Source organism: Desulforamulus aeronauticus DSM 10349 (genome assembly GCF_900142375.1).
GTDB lineage: Bacteria > Bacillota > Desulfotomaculia > Desulfotomaculales > Desulfotomaculaceae > Desulfotomaculum > Desulfotomaculum aeronauticum.
Window position 1 is genome coordinate 1 of the sequence record NZ_FRAR01000034.1, and the last position, 18,140, is coordinate 18,140.

Consider the following 18,140-nt stretch of genomic DNA (forward strand, 5'->3'; position numbering starts at 1 on the left):
TTCTAGTCCTAGTTGTTCAAGTACCTCTTTTGCAACTTGGGCTGCTTTCTCTATTTCTTCTCGGGTTTTAGCAAACAGCAGAAAATCATCGGCGTATCTCACAAATCTTATCTTGTGTTCTTCTAACCTCCAGTCCATCTCGTTTAGGTAGAGGTTAGCCAGTAGCGGAGAGATTACTCCCCCCTGTGGTGTTCCTATTTCAGTGCTGTGATATTTTCCCTCTTCCATGTAACCTGCCTTAAGCCATTCCCATATCATATCTAGTACTGTTCCGTCAGCTATGTACTTTGTTAGTACCTTCATTAATTTCTTGTGGGGTATATTATCGAAAAAGCCTTTGATATCACAGTCATAGATATGGTTGTATCCGGTTTCTATATTCCAGAGGATAATCTGCATTACCCTTTTGGCTCCCATATTGGGGCGGTAGCCACAAGACCATTTGTGGAATATATGCTCCTCACATTTAGGACTTAGTACATTAACTATTGCCTGTTGAACAATTCTGTCCTCGATATTTGGTATTCCCAGCGGACGCAGCTTACCATTCTTTTTGGTAATGTATTTTCTTCGTACCGGGGAGGGTTTGTAGGTCTTTGTTCTCAGCCTCTGTAACAGGTCTGCCAGTTTAGCATCTTCTTCTTTCTTAAAGCTATTAATTGTCTCTCCATCGTTGCCTCCGGCACCACCATTTTCCTCAACTTCACGCCATGCTTCTTTTAGCTTTCGGTCAAATAGTATTTGCCCATAGATACTGTGCCATTTAAACTTGAGTTTATTATTCAACGTCTTATTCCTCACCTTTCTCGCGTACCTTCGGCTCGTTTTTACCAAGGTAACGTTGCCGTTTGCATTACCACGAATTCAAGTTGGAACCACAAAGGTCAACCCCCTTCCGTTCAGCACCAGTTTGGTCAGATGCTTACTTCCGTACTATGGGGTTGTCTGACTTCTCCACCCGTGTCAGCAACTTCGGTTTATCCTTATATGCTGTCACCCTATTTAGTAGGTAAGAGTGGAGATCTCACAGGGTCATCGCATTTTCCTTCTTGACATACCAAGCACCATCACCTGATAAGCTACTTACTGCCCGGCTGGCTCACTGGGCAGCAGTTACCATTAGGTAGGCTTCCCGTTTTCTTCGCACAGTCGCCAACTTACCCAGCCGTTGTACTTCACGCTTTCGCATTTCGGTCTGTCAAGCCGCCTATGGGCCTCTCGGCTTCCACGTCTCCTTCAAACAGCACCTCACGACGCTGCCCTAGACTAGGCTTCCTGGTTCGTGCCAGCACTCCCAGGGGAGGACTTTCACCTCCGTGAATTTTCATGTTTCAGGACTCTGGACCCGTTTTTACCGCAGTACCGCTGTCGCTGTCTCTAATACATGAATTGCCTCGGTCTTTTACCAAGGCTAATGCAACTGCCTGTCGCACAAAAAAGCCCCAGCGAAGCCGGGGCCACATTAATCCGCGTGATTACGTTGGTTTATTTTGCATCTTCCGGGAGTTTTTTATTCTTATCTGCCACCCACTTGGCTAATTGTCCCGCTGCATCGACCGCCCCCTCAATAGCTGCATACCCCATAAGGGCGGCAACTACAGTATAGATCGCATCTTCCGGTAGGTCAGTGTAATACACCTTTGCCCCTGCCACGGCAGCAGCTACCAGGGCCATAACTAGCTTGCGTGATTTAAGGCGTTCGATTAATGGTCTCATACTATGCCACCCCCAATACTTTTAGCAGACGATCTAATACAGCCGCCAGTTGCGCCCTGGTCAAAGGTTCGTCTGGCCTAAAGTTGCCCCGTTCATCGCCTTTGAGTAATTGAGTAACCCTTTCTCAGCTATTCTTTCAATACTCCCTTTAGCCCAGTGACCTTCCGTAACATCCTTAAACATAGATAAAACCTCCTCGATTACATCATTTACTGGTACAGTACCGGCCTTGATCTGTTCTAACGGATACCTAGTGCCTGGGCAAGCAGTAGCCTGTAACTCCTTATGCCAACCTTCGGATATATCGTTTTTAGCTCTGCCACCAACTCAGCAATGGCTTTTAGCTGTGCTAATGACATAGTCTCTAACTCGTAATCACCCTCTGCGCATATAGAGTTATGGCCTTGGGTGTGTGCTCCTATCACGTCTCTAGGGCGGCCACGGTAGACAGTGCCATCCTTGCGAGCAAAATAGTGGTACCCAATGCCTGTCCATCCACGGCTAAGATGCCACCTGTGAATATCCTGCGCTGTACATTGACTAGCATCAGCATGGTGCAAAACAATATAATCCGTTTCTTTACGCGGGGAAAGATCCCCATTCCACTTATATTTCTCCTCGATTATCGTCACATAATTCACCTTCCTTTGCCCTCTGTTTTTTAGCATGGGTTCTGTATTTTTCCATGCCTGGATAGCCTCTTGACCGAAGTAACCACCTAAGATAATGCCAATCAAAGGAACCATAGTATCTACTAAATCAAGTGCCTTGTCGCTGGTTAAAGCACAATATGCATAGTAAAGAAAGGACCCGCTGAACACGATGGCCAGCAGGTCCTTGAAACTAAAGTTATGCGGCTGAGAAAAGAACTCCCTCATGATTGGCCACCTCCACCCCGAAGCAAACTGACTACCCACTGGATTATGCTTAACGCTATCCCCGTTACTGTGGCCACCAGTCCGGCCAATTTCCAGCGATCGGCCTTCTCATCTTTAACATGATTTTCGATCTTGTCATGAAGTTTAACAATTCGGGTCTCTGCACAATCTTGACACTTAAGGAAGTCCGCCTTAGTCACATAATTCCCAGCCACCTGGACCCGCAGGTCAGCCATGCCGGCCGTCAACTCAGCCAAGGATTTCTTTACTTCTCGCAGATCCTCCCGGATTACAGCAACATCGTTTTCCCCCAACTCCCCCACCCCCGGTAACATTGCCCGACCACGATCGGTAGACGGACATAAAAATACCGCCATCTCTTAGGCGGTTGCTTCACAATTTAAGTCTTTTATGCTGCAGCGTAAGGCTCCCCGGTGATCTGCTCAAACTCTCCATCGGTAATTACCCCATACTGCACATACATTCGTACCTGGGCAGCTGTGGCCCAGCCTTTTTCAAAGTAGTATTTCACCCGCTCAAAATCACTCACTTACATTACCTCCCATTTCTATAGTTAACAGTCTCAAGTCCATATCCGCCAATTGCTGGCCCTGCATCTGATTTTCCGTTACTAATTCTAGGTTATTTAATTCCAGTCCAACCACCTGGCCGCCTAACACAGCATTTTGATTCTGGAGTTCGAGATTTTGCAGCTCCAATCCTACGACCTCCTGGCCAAGCAACTGATTTTGCCCCTGTAACTCAAGTATTTGCAGGTCTTTTTCAACCAATTGACCACCAATCACTTCAAGTTCTGAGGGCGGCTCCGGCACCGGGCTTGGATCATGCGCCTCTACAACCTCCCCGATAGCGTCCAATTCCTCCTGCGTTATGTCGGGGTGGACGTAGATAGTGACTGTATCATCTGTGCCATATACTGTGCTGGTACCGTCAGGCTGCAGGGGCTGGATTAGGTTTTGGTTTAGTAGTTCGTCGTATAGCTTACCGGGGTTTACGGTTTTTTGGATGCAGATTGGCAAGTAGTTCACATTATTCACCTACCTTAACCAGTATTATACTAACGGCCGTGTTATTCAGAGTTACTCCAGAGTCTTGGAATAAACTAACGGAAATAACATCTCCTGCGACATAGGCACCTGTAACCATAAACGAGTGACTAAAACCATGTGTACCGGGTGGCGGTGTAAGTATTTCGCTAGTTACAACACCATTTTTAATTAATCTCATACCACGAACACCCGTTGCGCTTGCGGAAATAGTAAACACACCATGTATCAAGTATCTTCCACTAGTTTTAATTACAGGTATATTGTTCTTAACGGCGTTGTCAAAATCAAAACTACTAACGTTAAACGGTATAGTTACCCATGTATTGCTGGAATGGCTATTGTTGCAGTGCTGCCCGCATGAAAACTAACACTCTTCCTTAACAACCCCCGCTCCCGCAACGCCATTTCCAACGCCGTCACATCGGTAGTCACCTTTGCCAACTCGTCAACCAGAGTGTCCACAGTTGACTTGATATTGCTGTCGTAGGTAGCCTCAACAGCCAGCAGTGGGGCGGTAAATTCCTCCGGTAGTGCTAGGTCTGTATTGGGCGCTGGGGGAGTAGTTTGCAAGTGGTGTAATTAATCTTTCTTTACCGTGTGCATCATACGTTTGTTTTTCCCAATCGTAATTTTCTACGTTGTCCATAAACAAGTTTAAAATACGCGCTGTTTTGTTGTGTAATTGGCAAGAAGTATTCGCCGCCTCATTGATAAATGAAATGTTTGACCAACTAGCAGGACTAACCAACTCCTTCACCACAACACCCTAAAATACTTCAATCTGATTCGCACCTTCGTGCAAGACGAGTTCGCCTTCATGCGGTACTACTTCGGTGGTGGGGGTGGCTAGTTGGTAGTGGAGTTGGTAAGGAGTATAACCCATATCATTCATTGTGATAGGGCAAGTAGGTACTCCAGATAAATAAACAGCAACAGTACCAGTAACCCATGTTGCCGCGGGAGTTCCAACACCACAGTACCTTTTTGCCCAAACCTTAGTACCTGTTCCATCGTACAAAGCACCATTAGTACTATCTTTATACATAACCCACCCATTGAAATACGCCTTAATCTCGTCTGCTGTCGGGGTGTAGTTTTCGCCCCAGCCGGAGTCGGTGTTTGGGATTGTGAGATATATTCCGTCAAAACCACCCGTAAACCAGCATTGATCTGGTATAGGATTTCCTGGTGCCCACGGGTTTAATATCTTACCATCATATTTTATAGTTATAGGTAAGCCCTTTCCTTTTACAAAACCGCTTAAGCTTATTACTTTAAAACCTGTCTGTGAGCTACCAAACACATATCCTAAACCACCATCCAACACCTTCTTCTCCCACTTCTTTGTCCGCACCCACTGCCCGTCAATTTCCTCCAGCGTTTCGCCTTTATAGAGAGGGGTTTGGAGGTATAGGTGAGAAGGGTTGTAGGGTTTAAACTCAGTTGGAAGTCTGTCGCCGAGGATTAGCATTGGGTTTCTGAAAACAAATGACCCTGTTGTTTGTTGATTTGCTGTATGAACAGAAATATAATAAATATCATTTGGTACGGTAAATGATATTATTTTATTTGTCGCGGTATTATTAAGTTCCCCAACATCGGCTTTATTGCTAGACCATTTATGGATACTCCAATAGAAATTTGGTTCTTTCCATGGTTAGTTGAAAAAGATGCTGCGTTATACTATGATTGAATAGTCAGAGATATCGAAACGAGGCTATTCTATGGATGCATTTATCAAGTTATTAGACAGAAATTTAGAGTACGTCAGCCATGAGATCATTGACGATACGATTTATATCAGAGTCGTATCAATCAGAGAAGAAATCGTCTGTCCTTTTTGTAGACAACCTTCATCAAAAACACATTCCCATTATGACAGAAGCTTTCAGGACCTACCGATACAGAATAAAAAAGTAATTGTAATTCTGAACAACCGAAAGATGTTTTGCCATAATCCAGATTGTGAACGTACGACGTTTGCCGAAACTTTTGAATTCTTGCCGACCAAAGCCAAGAAGACAAAGCGCCTAGAAGATGAAATAATTAATTTATCCATAAATGTAAGCTCTCTAACAGCATCTTCTATATTGAGTACGAGGGTTGCAAAAGTAGGTAAAAGTACTATTTGTAATCTCTTAAAAAAAAGGCACGCCAATCATTGATAAAAAATCCGTTTCTATGGTTTGCATCGATGACTTTGCAATTAGGAAACGGGAATCTTATGGAACAATCATGGTTGATATCGAAACCCACCGTGTGATTGATTTAATCCCATCAAGAGAAGGCAATGATGTAGTAGAATGGTTAAAGACCTATCCAAACCTTAAAATCGTTTCGAGAGATGGTTCGATTACATACCACAATGCTATAAAAATAGCACATCCTGAGGCCATACAGGTAAGTGACAGATTTCATTTACTTAAGAATTTAACTTCATATTGTAAAGAGTTTCTAATGAACTATTTTAAAGCGAGAGTACCTATTAAGGTGCCGGAAAAGCCTAAGGTTGATGTGGCAGCAACATCTGAAGCATCTTTAACTAACAAAAAACTAACCTTAGAAGAAAAGTAAAACCGAGCGTTTTCAATGATCGCAGAAGGGTTCAGCAAAGCACATCTTTGCAAACAGTTGAATATGGATATTCGGACACTGGATAAATTGATGGGAATGAGCGAAGAAGAACGTAATCGTTATGTAAAAAGCAGTATGGAGCGCTCACATGAGCAAAAGGTATTAAAGAAGCAAAAACTAATAAATTCCGTTAAGGCTATGCATGCAGAAAAATTGTCTATAAGATCAATTTCCAAAGAACTACAATTATCCAGGCAAACGGTAACAAGATATTTGAATGAAAGTATAACGGCAATTCATGGAAGCTATTGTGTTAAGAAGAAAAGCATCTTAGACCCATACCTAGACGAAATAAATAGGTTAATTGATCAAGGCGTTACCTCGACTGCAATTGAGGCAAAAATCCGTCAAGAAGGTTATAAAGGCTCTTCCTCTACACTAAGAAATTACGCAGCAGGCTTGAAAAGGTTGATTCAGAATACTTACAACGCCAGTAATATAACTCCAGAAAATACCGAATTAGTAGAACGCAAATTATTAATAAAGCTATTATTCAAACGATTGGAGAAAATCAAAGGACTGGACAACGAATGTTTAGAAAGGGTTAATGGTCAATATCCTCGGTACAAGGAGCTCATAGATATAGTTAATGAATTCAGGAAGATGCTGGTAGATAAAAATATTGGCAAGATTGAACAGTGGATACTTAAGGCATCAGTCTTAAACATTCGGGAAATAAATTCGTTTATAAACGGCATATCTAGAGATATTACAGCAGTAAAAAATGCCATTAAATATGAATACAATAATGGACTTGCTGAAGGCAGTGTAAATAAACTCAAGGTTGTTAAAAGGATAATGTATGGCCGCAATAGCTTTGAAATGTTAAGGATGAAGCTGTTACGGCTTGAAAAAAGCCGCAATTTCAACTAACCATGGAAAGAACCAGAAATTTGCACCAGCAAAATCAGGAACAACTAATGTATAGATTTGTCCTGGCAGAACTGGAATAGGTGGACTATTCCCTTGCTGGTAAATATCCGTTGGAGTTAATTTAGACGTAGCCGTATTGACCGACAACACCAGTAACAAGTCCAATGGCACTGTACTATCACTAGCAGGATTATATTTAATATACGCCAATTGAAATTTAGAAACATTAGATATGATATTGCTGATCGCGGAAACTAGCCTCATTCTAATATCTGTTGCATTACCATTCATCAAGTCTGCTAATACAATATAATATTTACCGCCCTTTAGTTGCATTGACTTAAAGGCTGTTCCACCCATAGCCGTGGATATAGTAATTTTTAATCCATTACTACCATATACTTTTTTTGCAGTATCCAAAGCAAGTGTACTTTGCCAAGCATCCCACTTCCCCGCATCCTCACAATTACCATCCCTACCCAGTAAGTTAACCAACTGCCGCCCTTTAAACTTCGGCTTTAACTGTGCTGCCCCTGGGTGCGTTTAGGACGCTTAGACCGTGAGGCAAAGTGACGAATTGTTTACTGTCGGCTTTGATTTGTTGCGTGTAGTCGGCCAAATGCGCATCAAGCTCCGTCTTTTTAGCAGCATTTTGATCCATCAAATCCAGGTTTTCATTATACGCCTGCCGATTGAAAACTTCATTCCCCAGTGGCTTTTTTAGTCCTAAATTTGGTGTTGTTGTAGGCATTTCTTTCCCCCTTATCTTTTTACAAAGAATAACCCTAGGAGGTGTGTTGCTACCAGGGCATAAAGGGGACATATTAATCACGGTGCATGGCAACAGTTTAGGGCGTCTACTACCAGAGCCACTTCGGTGATGGTGAGTAGGTAAGAAATGGTGATATATTTCATGGGGGTAATTTGCGGGTCAATGTGGGGGAGTCCTGCTGGAGAGATTTAAAACCCGGCGCCAGGCCGGGCTAACGGGGAAAATATAAAAATTCCCCGGGTGGGGTTTTATTCATACTCCACTAATTGATACCGAATTTCACTTCGTACATCATATAACTAAAATAGCAGAAAGACCTGGAGAAGGAGACACCGCTTTGGTGCCTCCTTAAATATCCCCTCCAATTCCTACTGACACGTTTTATCAATACGTGTTATTATACGTATAAGAAGGGGCTTGAAATCATATTTATCTAAAGAAATAATTAAAATACTTAATAAAGACGAATGGTATCATGTCAACACAGTTGGTGACCACCACCACTTTAAGCACCCAACAAAAGCAGGCAAAGTAACGGTAACACACCCCAAAAAGGATGTGCCGATAAAGACAGCTTTAAGCATATTTAATCAAGCAGGAATTAAAATAAACTAATCCCTGCATCACCCCTTGAAAGGAGGTTTTAGCGTTGAAAAAGGACAGATATATATTCCCTGCTATTTTCGACTATGCCGATGATGGTATCTCCATCGAATTCCCGGACCTTCCCGACTGCCTACCCTGCGCCCACAGTGATGAAGAAGCCGTCTCCAATACCAAGGAAGCAATGGCCCTGCACTTATATAGCATGGAGCAAGACGGAGACCAGATTCCAGAACCTACCCCGGTAACAAAATTACAGCCTCAGAGAAATCAAGCGGTTGTCTTGGTAGATGTTTGGATGCCGGTTTATCGGAGTGCCATCGAAAATAAAGCGGTCAAAAAGACACTGACCATTCCTAAGTGGCTAAATGACCTGGCAGAACAGGAGAAGGTTAATTTTTCCCAAATCCTACAGGAGGCCCTTAAGCAAAATCTCGGCATAAGCAACCGTTGATAACCACTGCTCGGTGGTTATTTTTGTTCATAAAGAAAGCACCCGCAGGTGCTATTTTACTTTACCCATATTAAGAAAATTAGAGATTGCTTCAAAAATACTAAGTGCTATTATGAATATTTGATTTAAGGTAAGTGAAGAAGGTATGCCAAATTCCAACTTCTTTGTTTCAGGATTAACGTTCAGTGTAAAAACAAAAAATGCAAAAGATACATAAAATAATATCTTAAAAAGATTAGTTGTAATATCTAGACACAAAAAGGAACTATATGCACCTTCCCAAAGATCTAAAAATGAAAAAAATATGATCGAACTAATAATTAATAAATATACTATTGCAAACGGGAAAGTAACTTTAAGAACATCTTCCAATGGTATAGGTGGAAATGCATCCATATCTTAACCCCTCACCCCTTCCCGCCAAACTTCGACAGAAAGGGGTCTTTTGCCTTCCCCAAAATCCCGACAAACTTAGACAAAGGCTTAGCTTACCTGGCGTCGAAATAAGCAATAGTCTAGATTGCAAATATCGATAGGAGGGAGTGTAACAATGAGCAAAAAAATTTATGCAAACATATTAGGTACATGGGTTGAATTGAAAGATACAGACACTATCTATAACACCAACCCATATACCTGGATTAAAGAAAATAATTTACATGATTTTACTTTTATTTGGATTGATTACAACGGTGTGGGATATAAAATACATATTTCCCATATCCAAATTAAATCAATGTAAATCTAGAATAATATTTTGCAAAAACACTCTTACTGCTTTCAAGAGTGTTTTTGTTTGCCAACCGCTTATTCACGTGACTTTCTATAAATTTGAACTCCTTAAAGATGTGACATTTAAGGAGTTCAAATCACCCCATTAGATTTATTTTTGTAGGATATGATGAAGCGTTGGTTACTGCCAATGAACCCGGTAAAATGGTACTAGACATCAACATAGCCGCCTCTATCGAAAAATTCGACTAGAAAGAAGTTGCCAGTTGCCTTGGGACATAGAATATTTCATCACTTTGAAAGAGTACAAATTCTATAGTGCAGTGGCTGTATGTATAGCTTACTCACGACCATCTCTAATATGAAAGGGTTGGTAAATAACAAAGCTTCAGAGTTAATACTTCTTCTATCTCAAAATTACGAGGCTTACTTCCCTGTCTTCACTTGCCAAGTCGTTCCATCGGTAGTCAGAATAACGGCTCCCTGCTGGTCGGTTCGATAAATCCGACTCCCCAACTCCTTTAGTTTCTCCAAGGTTTTCGGAGCAGGATGGCCAAAACGGTTTCCCGCCCCTGCTGAGATCACAGCTATTTTAGGCTTGACTCGTTCAAAAAACTCCGGGTAAAAATAGCCGCTGCCGTGGTGAGGCACTTTGAGAACTTCCGTCTGTGACAGGATATTGCTCTGCACTAAATTTTTCTCGGCTTCCTCCTCAATATCTCCTGTAAAGAGTACACTGCGCCGGAGATAATCCAACCGAAACACCAAACTGCTGTTGTTGGCATCTGAGCGTGTATGATGATATGCTGCCGTCGGCGATAAAAATCTGATGGTAACTAACGGATCAACCTTTAACTGGTCGCCTCCAGCGGCGGTACGATAGACAAGTCCTTGCTGTTTCATTTCTTGTAGTAAAATGTCATAGCCTTCATCCACCTTGTCTCCTGCCCCGAAACCATAGGGGGATAATACTACCAACTTAACCGGCAAGGATTTAAGTACCGCCCTGGCACCACCGGCATGATCGGCGTGGGGGTGCGTAATCACCAAAACATCTAAACTGTTGATACCCAGCCGGTGCAGATACGGCACCACTGTATAGTTTCCTGCCCCTTTGCCAGTTATCAGTTCATCCTGCCAGCCACCGGCATCCACCAATAGGGTGTGTTCTCCAGGTGTAATAATCAGGGTGCTGTCTCCCTGTCCTACATCAATAAAATGCAGCTCCAATTGATGTTTAACTGGCCACAGCAACCAGGTTGCTGCCAGCAACAAGAAAACACAGCAGCCCAAGCCCCATTTAGTTCTTGCTGCAGGCTTTATAGCCTCGTCTAGCCAATTCCTTAGCTGTGCCCGCCACTCTGGCTGCTTGGTCAGTTCGACTAGCCCCACCAATAAAACATAATAGAATATCACTAGCCCTAGGGAAGGTGCCGGAATATACCAAGCGGCCCCGGGCAATGAGGTACTCGCCTGCACCAGCCAGAGAAAGAGTCTGGTTAATAAATCTGTGGCTGTATTGATAAAACCAGCCAGTGGCAGGTAGATGAGCCCACCTAAAAGGCCCATTCCGCCAAACAGCATAATAAGTACTACCAAATGCGTGGTAAGCAGGTTAGCCAAAATGGATACCGGTGAGATCAGGTTAAAATATAGTACCACCAAAGGCCAGGTGGCCAGTTGAGCGGCAAAGGGCACGGAAATCAACAAGGCTAGAGAAACCGGAACCCGCGGTAGCAATGAATTTAACTTTGGTGTTATGTATAATAAACCCCACGTGGCCAGAAAAGAAAGCTGAAAACCAACATCAAACAAGTCCAGGGGATTGAAGATAAGGATAATACCCGCGGCAGCGGCCAGTGTGGTGGGCCAATCCTGCATACGGCCCAGGTGATTGGCAATCAGCAAAAGAATAGCCATCAGGGTAGCCCGCATGACTGCCGGTCCCATACCTGTCATCAAGGCATAAAAGAGCAGCACAGGAATGGCCACCCAGGCTGTAAAACGCCGGGGAAGTCTGAGCAGCCTCAGTACGGCCAGCACCAGTGCAGTAACCAGTCCTACGTGATACCCTGATACGCTAAGGATATGAACCAGACCCGACTCATTGAAAGCCAGCTGTACATCAGCCGGTATCTCTCCCCGGGTACCAAAGAGGATACCTTTGATCACCGAGGCACCAATCTTGGTCATGGTGTGGTCAAAAATCTGTTCCAGGTGATCTCGGATGGTGTAGGCTATACGGATAATGGGATTGCCTGATCTCCCTACTAATTTAATCTCTTTGGTATCTTTTACACTAAGGGTAGCGGCAATTCCTTGCCGTTGCAGCCAGGCCCGGTAATCAAAGGCGCCAGGGTTTCCCGGAGGCTCGGGTAGTGTTAAGAGACCTTTCATTTGGAGGATATCACCATAATGGTAAACCGGACCCTTAGCCCCCACCACTTTTACTCGTAAAACACCCGTCATTTCCCTGGTCGTACCCTCGGCGGTCATCCGCAACAAACCCAGTTTGTAAAACACACCATCTGGCCGAATATCCGGGCGATCCTGTACTTCACCTACAATTTGAATATTTTTACCCTGAAAAGCCGTCACCGGGGAATTTACCGCAGACACAGCAAGGCCTGTCCAGACCATTCCCAAGCATAGAAAAACACAAAAAAGGACCCCTGCGTTATAACGCCAGGTCCTCCAAATACCAATAATGGCTAAGCCACAGGCAACTACGGTTGCTCCCATGACAAAGTTCATTTGTAAATCATAGGTTGTACCCACAACAATGCCTACTATAAATGCCAGCACTAGAAATAGGATTAACCTGTTCATGCTAACCCCCAAGATAGCTGCGTTGGTAGGCAATCACTTTTTGCACGTAATTCGTTGTCTCCCGGTAGGGTGGCACCCCCTGGTATTTATCCACGGCACCGGGACCTGCATTATAGGCTGCTAAGGCCAGCTTTACATCTCCGTTATAACGAGCTAACATCCCTTTAAGATAACGAATTCCACCATCAATATTTTGCTCTGGATTATAGGGGTTTTCCACTCCCAAGCCACGGGCGGTTGCCGGCATCAACTGCATTAACCCGATAGCTCCACTTGGCGAGGTAGCGATAGGATTAAAGCCTGATTCCGCTCTGGCCACAGCTTTACATAGAGCCGGGTCAACACCATGACGCAAAGCAGCCCTCTCAACAAGCTCCTCATATTCCCCAGCCGAGCTGGCCTTCTGAAAGGCGGCTGCCACTGCTTGAGCCGAAGCTTGGACATTTTTCCGGGCTAATGGAGGCACTGCCGCAAGACGTATAGTAGACTTACTATTGACACCACTGTTGACAGAACCAGACTCCGCAGCCATTAATTTAGCCAGCAACAAAGAAAACTCTGCGGAGTTTTCTTGTTTATTGGCGGTAGTAATGGTAAGGCTGTTTTCCATTACCTGCAGACGAATTAATTGAGCCAACATGGCTGCATCCATTGGGTTCACATCCTTAGGGTAGCTTTTGGCCATCGGCCAATTATTACTGTACGGTGATCAGTTGTTCCAGGTCGGCAAATTTCTTTTCACCAATGCCAGAAACATTCATTAAGTCCTGAGGACTCTGAAAAAGACCATTGGCCTGGCGATATTGGATAATTCTTTCGGCCAAGGCCGGACCAATGCCAGGTAAACTATCCAACTCGGAAATTCCTGCGGTATTTATATTCACCTTGCCAGTTGTATTGGCAACAGTTTTCTGGGAGGGTTTTCCTGCGGGTACTGGAGCAGTAACTGCCACTGACCCCGCTACAAGCGGCATAGCCTCATTGGGCTCAGTCTGTGGCGCAAGACTTGGTACAATTAGTTTGTGTTCATCTTTTAAACGGGCTGCCAGGTTTAACCCACTTAGATCTGCTTCAGGCAACGCACCGGCCCGTTCAATAGCATCGTTAACCCTACTGCCTGGGGGTAATTTATAGAGTCCTGGTTTTTCCACCGCACCAGTTACATGAACCAACAAATCTCCTTCCTCCGGTGTAGACTCTGAACTGGAGGACCCTACCAGTTCTACTGTAGGAGATGGACGACTGGCCAACCGATAACCTGCGGTGAATAGTAAAATGGCTGCTATAACTATAATGACTAGTTGTTCCTTGCGACCTAGGTTAAACATAATAACCTCCGATCCCAAAATATGAGCCAATAATAGGTATTTCTAGTTTTAACAGCATTTTCCTTCCTGGTTCACAAAAGGTTATAGAAGAATGTAAAAAAGATATTGATAGTGTATGATTGATTGACTATCTAATAATATATTAGAAAAACTAAGCCTCTGCCAAGTCTTTAGACGTACCCTATAAGGTATACAGGCAAACCGGCGGAGGATTAGTTTGCTTTAGGCAAATCAGAAGTTTTTATACTTTCTAATTTGCCCGGAAAAATCTCCGATCCCCCAGAGGCCATACAAAGGCTATCCGTTTTTACTTCCTTGCATGGGCATCGTTTTGAGGATCAATTAATAAATCGCCTTTATTGTTAAGGGTTGCCAGTAAAACTTTATCCGGTGTATACCCATTTTCAGCCAATTTTTCTTTTAACCACGTCTCATCCAAATGAATGATTTGTAAATTTTCTTTGATGATTTCTCCATCCATTACCAACACTGCCGGAAGTCCTTCGTAGTCGGTGGCTATATTAAGATCGGCAGGGGTTACTGGTCTTTTTTGAGAACAGGGAATAACACTGAGTCTACCGGAGGGTTCCAGGATAGCATATTCTACATCTGAGATATCATGAAACCCCTTCTCCCGCAGCTGACTTAATAAATCATCCAGATTATACCGGGAAGAACGCATCTCATGCTTTAATAAACGACCATTTTCTATGATGATCTGAGGCACTCCATAGAGTACCTTGCGCAATGGTCGATTCACCAGAGAGATATACGAAAATCCTACTTCCAATAAGCCTAGCGTAACAATGGGAACGATCCCGTGCCAGATCGGTATATCCAGGGAGCCCATAGGGATAGCAGCCAGTTCGGCCAGAATAATAGCCACCACAAAATCAAAGGTGGAAAGTTGCCCAATTTCCCTTTTACCCATTAACCGAACAATAATGAGTACCGCTACATAGATTACTACCGTTCGCCAAATATGGGGCCAAAGTTCCAGCAACTTTTTCACCTCCTGCAAAGCAATCAAGTTTATTATGCAGCAGTAGGCTCATTCTTATTCCTCTGTTTTATTTAAATTTCAACAGGCTACTCTTTGTTGTAGGAAAAACACCGCCCCGTACAGCCCTTGAATCAGAAATATTAAAGAATGTTTCTGGTTGTACTTGATCCAATATATCCATGGCTCGCTTTAAATCCTTCCTTTTTAAGTGAACAAACACGATGGTTCGCTCACCATTTCGACCACAGCCACAGACGGTGGTTACCCCAAAACCGACTTCTCTAAACCTATCGCAAAGTCCCTCCACATGTTCGGGAGAGGGAAAAACTTGCATGGACAGATGTCCCACTGCCAACCATGCTTCAATAGTGGAACCGACAAAGTTTCCTGTGGCAAAGCCTGCGGCATAGGCAAAAATTTTGCCAGGATCGTCTAGGCCACCGCTGAGAGCCTGCCCCAAAGCAACAATAAAAATACTGACTTCCACAAAACCAACCAGGCTGGCAATGGCTTTTTTTCCCCGCATCAGCATCAGTAGGCGCACTACGTCCAGGGACATATCCATTACCCTAGCGATAAAAATAAACAGGTACGCTCCCAGTGGCGTATTTAGAAGTTCCAAAAGTATCTCCCCCAATTTAACCACCAAAAGTCAAAGACACCGCTGCCGGTGTCTTTGATTTTTAGTTCATAATTTATACACAAATTACTTTACCACAATATTAATCAGTTTGCCTGGCACTGGAATAATTTTTACCACCTGTTTACCGGTAATTAAGGCTTTAACTGACTCTAATTCCATGACATATTGCTGTAATTCTGCAGGATTTAAGGTAGCCGATACGTTTAAACGTTCTCTCACCTTGCCGTTAATTTGTACAACAATCTCTACTTCGTCCTCCACTAAAGCGGCGGGGTCAAATACCGGCCAGGGTTCTTTGTGCACACTGCCCTGATGACCAGTTGCAGCCCACAGTTCTTCAGCAATATGGGGAGCAAAGGGAGTCAGTAAAATGATGGTACTGTTGATGGCTTCAGCCAATATGGAAGCATCACGTTCCACTTCGGCAACTTTATCTCGATAGGTATGGATACCGTTTACCAGTTCCATGATGGTACTGATGGCGGTATTAAAATTAAATCTACCAGTAACATCTTCGGTTACTTTCTTCATGGCATAGTGAGTTAACCGACGCATTTCTTTGTGGACACCAACATAATTTTTATTTGCATCCACAGCAGGAGCACCGATCACTTGATCTTTAACAGAGTAAACCAAGCGCCAAACTCGGTTCAAGAAGCGATGGCTACCTTCTACGCCACGGTCACTCCATTCCAGATCCCTCTCGGGAGGAGCCGCAAAAAGGATAAATAGTCTGGCGGTATCTGCACCGTAGCGAGCAATAATTTCCTCGGGGCTCACCACATTGCCCTTGGATTTAGACATTTTAGTACCATCTTTCAGCACCATGCCCTGGGTTAGCAGGTTGTCAAAGGGCTCATCCACAGACAATAGACCCAGATCATAAAAGACCTTCGTAAAAAATCTGGAATACAGCAGATGCAGGATGGCGTGCTCTACGCCGCCGATATATTGATCCACACCCATCCAGCGGTCAGCTTTCTCCTTATCCCAAGCCTGTTCACCATCCCGGGGACTGGTGTAACGGAGAAAGTACCAGGAGGAGTCTACAAAGGTGTCCATCGTATCGGTTTCTCGTTGGGCCGGCCCGCCGCATTCTGGGCAAGTCGTGTTAACAAAATCCGGCCTGCTCTTTAAGGGAGATTCCCCAGTGGGCTTAAACTCCACATCGGTAGGCAGCATGACAGGTAACTGATGATCCGGCACCGGTAAGGCACCGCACTTTTCACAGTAAACAATCGGAATGGGATTACCCCAGTAGCGCTGACGAGAAATCAGCCAATCCCGGAGCCGATAGTTAATAATACCTCTACCCACGCCCTGCTCTTCGGCATATTGAATAACTTTCCGTATCCCCTGGCGATTGGGTGTGCCACTAAAGGGACCAGAATTAGCCATCACACCGTCCTGGGTATAGGCTTCGGTCATTTCCTCCAGCCTTAACTCTTGGTTCTCTTTGGGGTAAATAACCACCTTAATGGGAAGATTATACTTTTTAGCAAATTCAAAGTCCCGTTCATCGTGGGCCGGCACACCCATGACAGCACCGGTTCCATAATGATAAAGAACGTAATTAGCTGTGAGAATAGGAATTTTCTCGCCGTTAAAGGGGTTGATGCAATAGGCTCCGATGAAAACCCCTTCTTTTTCTGAACTGGTCCGAGCCAACTCAGTCTGTTTGCCAACCCGGTTGACAAATTGGGTCACAGCGGCTTCCTCTGGTGTACCAGCCGATAGTTTGCTGACCAAAGGATGTTCTGCTGCCAGCACCATGTAGGTCACACCATAAACTGTATCTGGGCGGGTGGTAAAGACGGTAATTTCGTCCTCAGTTCCGTCAACCTTAAAGGTAAGCTCAGCACCTTCACTGCGGCCAATCCAGTTTTCCTGCATGGTTTTCACTTTATCGGGCCAGCCTGGCAAACGCTTTAAATCATCCAACAAACGCTGAGAGTACTCAGTAATACGGAAAAACCACTGATCCAGTTGTTTTTGTACCACGGTGGAACTGCATCTTTCGCAAGCCCCTTCCACCACCTGCTCATTGGCCAGTACGGTGGCGCAATCGGGACACCAGTTCACCCGGGCATGCTTTTTGTAACATAAGCCCTTTTTATATAGCTGGAGGAACAGCCATTGTCCCCACTTGTAATACTCCGGGTGGCAGGTAGCAACTTCCCGCTGCCAATCATAACTAAGCCCCAATTGCTTAAGCTGACTTCTCATATGGGCAATGTTATCCCAGGTCCAGGTGGCCGGTGGAATACCATGTTTAATAGCGGCATTTTCAGCTGGCAGACCAAAGGCATCCCAACCCATGGGATGCAATACGTCGTAGCCCTGCATAGACTTACATCTGGCTACTACATCACCGATCGAGTAGTTACGTACATGACCCATATGGAGTTTACCCGAAGGGTACGGAAACATCTCTAAACAATAATACTTGGGGCGTTCGGAAAGATCCTCAACCTTATAAATCTCCTGTTGTTCCCAATATTGCTGCCACTTGTTTTCTATTTCCTTAAAATTATATTGCTCCTGCAAAATGCTTCCTCCTAAGTTAACATCTGATAGCCAAATCTAGCATTCTTCGCAAATTTTA

Annotated in this window: 26 protein-coding genes and 1 pseudogene; 6 read left to right on the top strand and 21 right to left on the bottom strand. The window is 44.2% G+C overall.

Annotated elements, in window-relative coordinates; all coding sequences use genetic code 11:
* The 12 genes and pseudogenes from BUA78_RS18100 to BUA78_RS18145 form a co-directional block, all read right to left on the bottom strand.
* The coding region (locus BUA78_RS18100; protein ID WP_274377413.1) for a reverse transcriptase domain-containing protein at positions 1 to 786 on the bottom strand (786 nt) is incomplete at its 3' end.
* Between the two features lie 389 nt (positions 787 to 1,175).
* Positions 1,176 to 1,328, bottom strand: a complete 153-nt coding sequence (locus BUA78_RS20370; RefSeq protein ID WP_175549005.1) for a hypothetical protein — start codon at positions 1,326 to 1,328, stop codon at positions 1,176 to 1,178.
* A 157-nt stretch (positions 1,329 to 1,485) separates the two neighbouring features.
* Positions 1,486 to 1,716, bottom strand: a complete 231-nt coding sequence (locus tag BUA78_RS18105) for a hypothetical protein (protein ID WP_072917370.1) — start codon at positions 1,714 to 1,716, stop codon at positions 1,486 to 1,488.
* Between the two features lies 1 nt (position 1,717).
* Positions 1,718 to 1,795: pseudogene (locus BUA78_RS20725) on the bottom strand (hypothetical protein); the annotation flags it as partial.
* Complete coding sequence (locus tag BUA78_RS20930; RefSeq protein WP_274377414.1) at positions 1,777 to 1,899, bottom strand: hypothetical protein; 123 nt, start codon at positions 1,897 to 1,899, stop codon at positions 1,777 to 1,779. The gene BUA78_RS20930 and the pseudogene BUA78_RS20725, both read right to left, overlap by 19 nt.
* A gap of 56 nt (positions 1,900 to 1,955) precedes the next feature.
* The gene (locus BUA78_RS18115) at positions 1,956 to 2,594 is read right to left on the bottom strand and encodes an N-acetylmuramoyl-L-alanine amidase (protein ID WP_072917372.1); all 639 of its coding nucleotides are present in this window, start codon (positions 2,592 to 2,594) and stop codon (positions 1,956 to 1,958) included.
* The gene (locus BUA78_RS18120) at positions 2,591 to 2,908 is read right to left on the bottom strand and encodes a hypothetical protein (protein ID WP_072917375.1); all 318 of its coding nucleotides are present in this window, start codon (positions 2,906 to 2,908) and stop codon (positions 2,591 to 2,593) included. Before BUA78_RS18120 ends, BUA78_RS18115 begins: the two co-directional genes overlap by 4 nt.
* A gap of 95 nt (positions 2,909 to 3,003) precedes the next feature.
* Positions 3,004 to 3,144: an XkdX family protein gene (locus BUA78_RS18125; RefSeq protein ID WP_072917377.1), complete on the bottom strand. Its 141-nt coding sequence runs from the start codon at positions 3,142 to 3,144 to the stop codon at positions 3,004 to 3,006.
* On the bottom strand, positions 3,137 to 3,643 hold the full coding sequence (locus tag BUA78_RS20375) for a hypothetical protein (RefSeq protein WP_072917380.1): 507 nt from the start codon (positions 3,641 to 3,643) through the stop codon (positions 3,137 to 3,139). Before BUA78_RS20375 ends, BUA78_RS18125 begins: the two co-directional genes overlap by 8 nt.
* A gap of 1 nt (position 3,644) precedes the next feature.
* Positions 3,645 to 3,893, bottom strand: a complete 249-nt coding sequence (locus BUA78_RS18135; protein WP_139257450.1) for a hypothetical protein — start codon at positions 3,891 to 3,893, stop codon at positions 3,645 to 3,647.
* A gap of 83 nt (positions 3,894 to 3,976) precedes the next feature.
* Positions 3,977 to 4,234 carry a hypothetical protein gene (locus BUA78_RS18140; protein WP_072917384.1) on the bottom strand — a complete coding sequence of 86 codons (258 nt, stop codon included), beginning with the start codon at positions 4,232 to 4,234 and terminating at the stop codon, positions 3,977 to 3,979.
* A gap of 196 nt (positions 4,235 to 4,430) precedes the next feature.
* Positions 4,431 to 4,988, bottom strand: a complete 558-nt coding sequence (locus tag BUA78_RS18145) for a hypothetical protein (protein WP_139257451.1) — start codon at positions 4,986 to 4,988, stop codon at positions 4,431 to 4,433.
* Between the two features lie 400 nt (positions 4,989 to 5,388).
* Between BUA78_RS18145 and BUA78_RS21140 the strand changes: the two genes are divergently transcribed.
* Genes BUA78_RS21140 through BUA78_RS18155 form a run of 3 tightly spaced genes read left to right on the top strand, consistent with a single transcriptional unit; the run spans position 5,389 to position 7,171 of the window.
* Positions 5,389 to 5,829, top strand: coding sequence for an ISL3 family transposase (locus tag BUA78_RS21140; RefSeq protein ID WP_072917389.1), 441 nt, complete (start codon positions 5,389 to 5,391; stop codon positions 5,827 to 5,829).
* 16 nt (positions 5,830 to 5,845) lie between these two features.
* Positions 5,846 to 6,238, top strand: a complete 393-nt coding sequence (locus BUA78_RS19770; protein ID WP_084082508.1) for a transposase — start codon at positions 5,846 to 5,848, stop codon at positions 6,236 to 6,238.
* Positions 6,239 to 6,253: 15 nt separating this feature from the next.
* Positions 6,254 to 7,171 (top strand): transposase, encoded by a 918-nt coding sequence (locus BUA78_RS18155; protein WP_084082509.1) that lies wholly within the window; start codon positions 6,254 to 6,256, stop codon positions 7,169 to 7,171.
* Here the strand turns inward: BUA78_RS18155 and BUA78_RS18160 are convergent.
* Together BUA78_RS18160 and BUA78_RS18165 are read right to left on the bottom strand one after the other, a co-directional pair.
* Positions 7,139 to 7,666, bottom strand: coding sequence for a hypothetical protein (locus BUA78_RS18160; protein ID WP_072917392.1), 528 nt, complete (start codon positions 7,664 to 7,666; stop codon positions 7,139 to 7,141). The genes BUA78_RS18155 and BUA78_RS18160 overlap by 33 nt on opposite strands.
* Positions 7,667 to 7,676: 10 nt before the next feature.
* A complete protein-coding gene (locus BUA78_RS18165; protein ID WP_072917394.1) occupies positions 7,677 to 7,922 on the bottom strand; it encodes a hypothetical protein in 246 nt (81 codons plus the stop codon).
* Positions 7,923 to 8,360: 438 nt separating this feature from the next.
* Between BUA78_RS18165 and BUA78_RS18170 the strand changes: the two genes are divergently transcribed.
* The gene (locus tag BUA78_RS18170) at positions 8,361 to 8,558 is read left to right on the top strand and encodes a type II toxin-antitoxin system HicA family toxin (RefSeq protein ID WP_072917396.1); all 198 of its coding nucleotides are present in this window, start codon (positions 8,361 to 8,363) and stop codon (positions 8,556 to 8,558) included.
* Between the two features lie 34 nt (positions 8,559 to 8,592).
* Positions 8,593 to 9,000: a type II toxin-antitoxin system HicB family antitoxin gene (locus BUA78_RS18175; protein ID WP_072917399.1), complete on the top strand. Its 408-nt coding sequence runs from the start codon at positions 8,593 to 8,595 to the stop codon at positions 8,998 to 9,000.
* Positions 9,001 to 9,051: 51 nt separating this feature from the next.
* Here BUA78_RS18175 and BUA78_RS18180 read toward each other — a convergent pair whose 3' ends face one another.
* On the bottom strand, positions 9,052 to 9,396 hold the full coding sequence (locus BUA78_RS18180) for a hypothetical protein (protein ID WP_072917401.1): 345 nt from the start codon (positions 9,394 to 9,396) through the stop codon (positions 9,052 to 9,054).
* A 154-nt stretch (positions 9,397 to 9,550) separates the two neighbouring features.
* Between BUA78_RS18180 and BUA78_RS18185 the strand changes: the two genes are divergently transcribed.
* Complete coding sequence (locus BUA78_RS18185; RefSeq protein ID WP_072917404.1) at positions 9,551 to 9,742, top strand: hypothetical protein; 192 nt, start codon at positions 9,551 to 9,553, stop codon at positions 9,740 to 9,742.
* Between the two features lie 416 nt (positions 9,743 to 10,158).
* Here the strand turns inward: BUA78_RS18185 and BUA78_RS18190 are convergent, their stop codons facing one another.
* The 6 genes from BUA78_RS18190 to leuS form a co-directional block, all read right to left on the bottom strand.
* Positions 10,159 to 12,561, bottom strand: coding sequence for a DNA internalization-related competence protein ComEC/Rec2 (locus tag BUA78_RS18190; RefSeq protein WP_072917405.1), 2,403 nt, complete (start codon positions 12,559 to 12,561; stop codon positions 10,159 to 10,161).
* 1 nt (position 12,562) lies between these two features.
* Complete coding sequence (locus BUA78_RS18195; protein ID WP_175549076.1) at positions 12,563 to 13,213, bottom strand: lytic transglycosylase domain-containing protein; 651 nt, start codon at positions 13,211 to 13,213, stop codon at positions 12,563 to 12,565.
* Positions 13,214 to 13,256: 43 nt separating this feature from the next.
* Positions 13,257 to 13,889, bottom strand: coding sequence for a helix-hairpin-helix domain-containing protein (locus BUA78_RS18200; protein ID WP_072917407.1), 633 nt, complete (start codon positions 13,887 to 13,889; stop codon positions 13,257 to 13,259).
* Positions 13,890 to 14,196: 307 nt separating this feature from the next.
* Positions 14,197 to 14,892 (bottom strand): DUF421 domain-containing protein, encoded by a 696-nt coding sequence (locus BUA78_RS18205; protein WP_072917409.1) that lies wholly within the window; start codon positions 14,890 to 14,892, stop codon positions 14,197 to 14,199.
* Positions 14,893 to 14,959: 67 nt separating this feature from the next.
* Entirely contained in the window at positions 14,960 to 15,514 is a 555-nt protein-coding gene (locus BUA78_RS18210; RefSeq protein ID WP_238456871.1) for a DUF2179 domain-containing protein, read from the bottom strand.
* A gap of 84 nt (positions 15,515 to 15,598) precedes the next feature.
* Positions 15,599 to 18,082: a leucine--tRNA ligase gene (gene leuS / locus BUA78_RS18215; protein WP_072917411.1), complete on the bottom strand. Its 2,484-nt coding sequence runs from the start codon at positions 18,080 to 18,082 to the stop codon at positions 15,599 to 15,601.
* Positions 18,083 to 18,140: the final 58 nt, after the last annotated feature.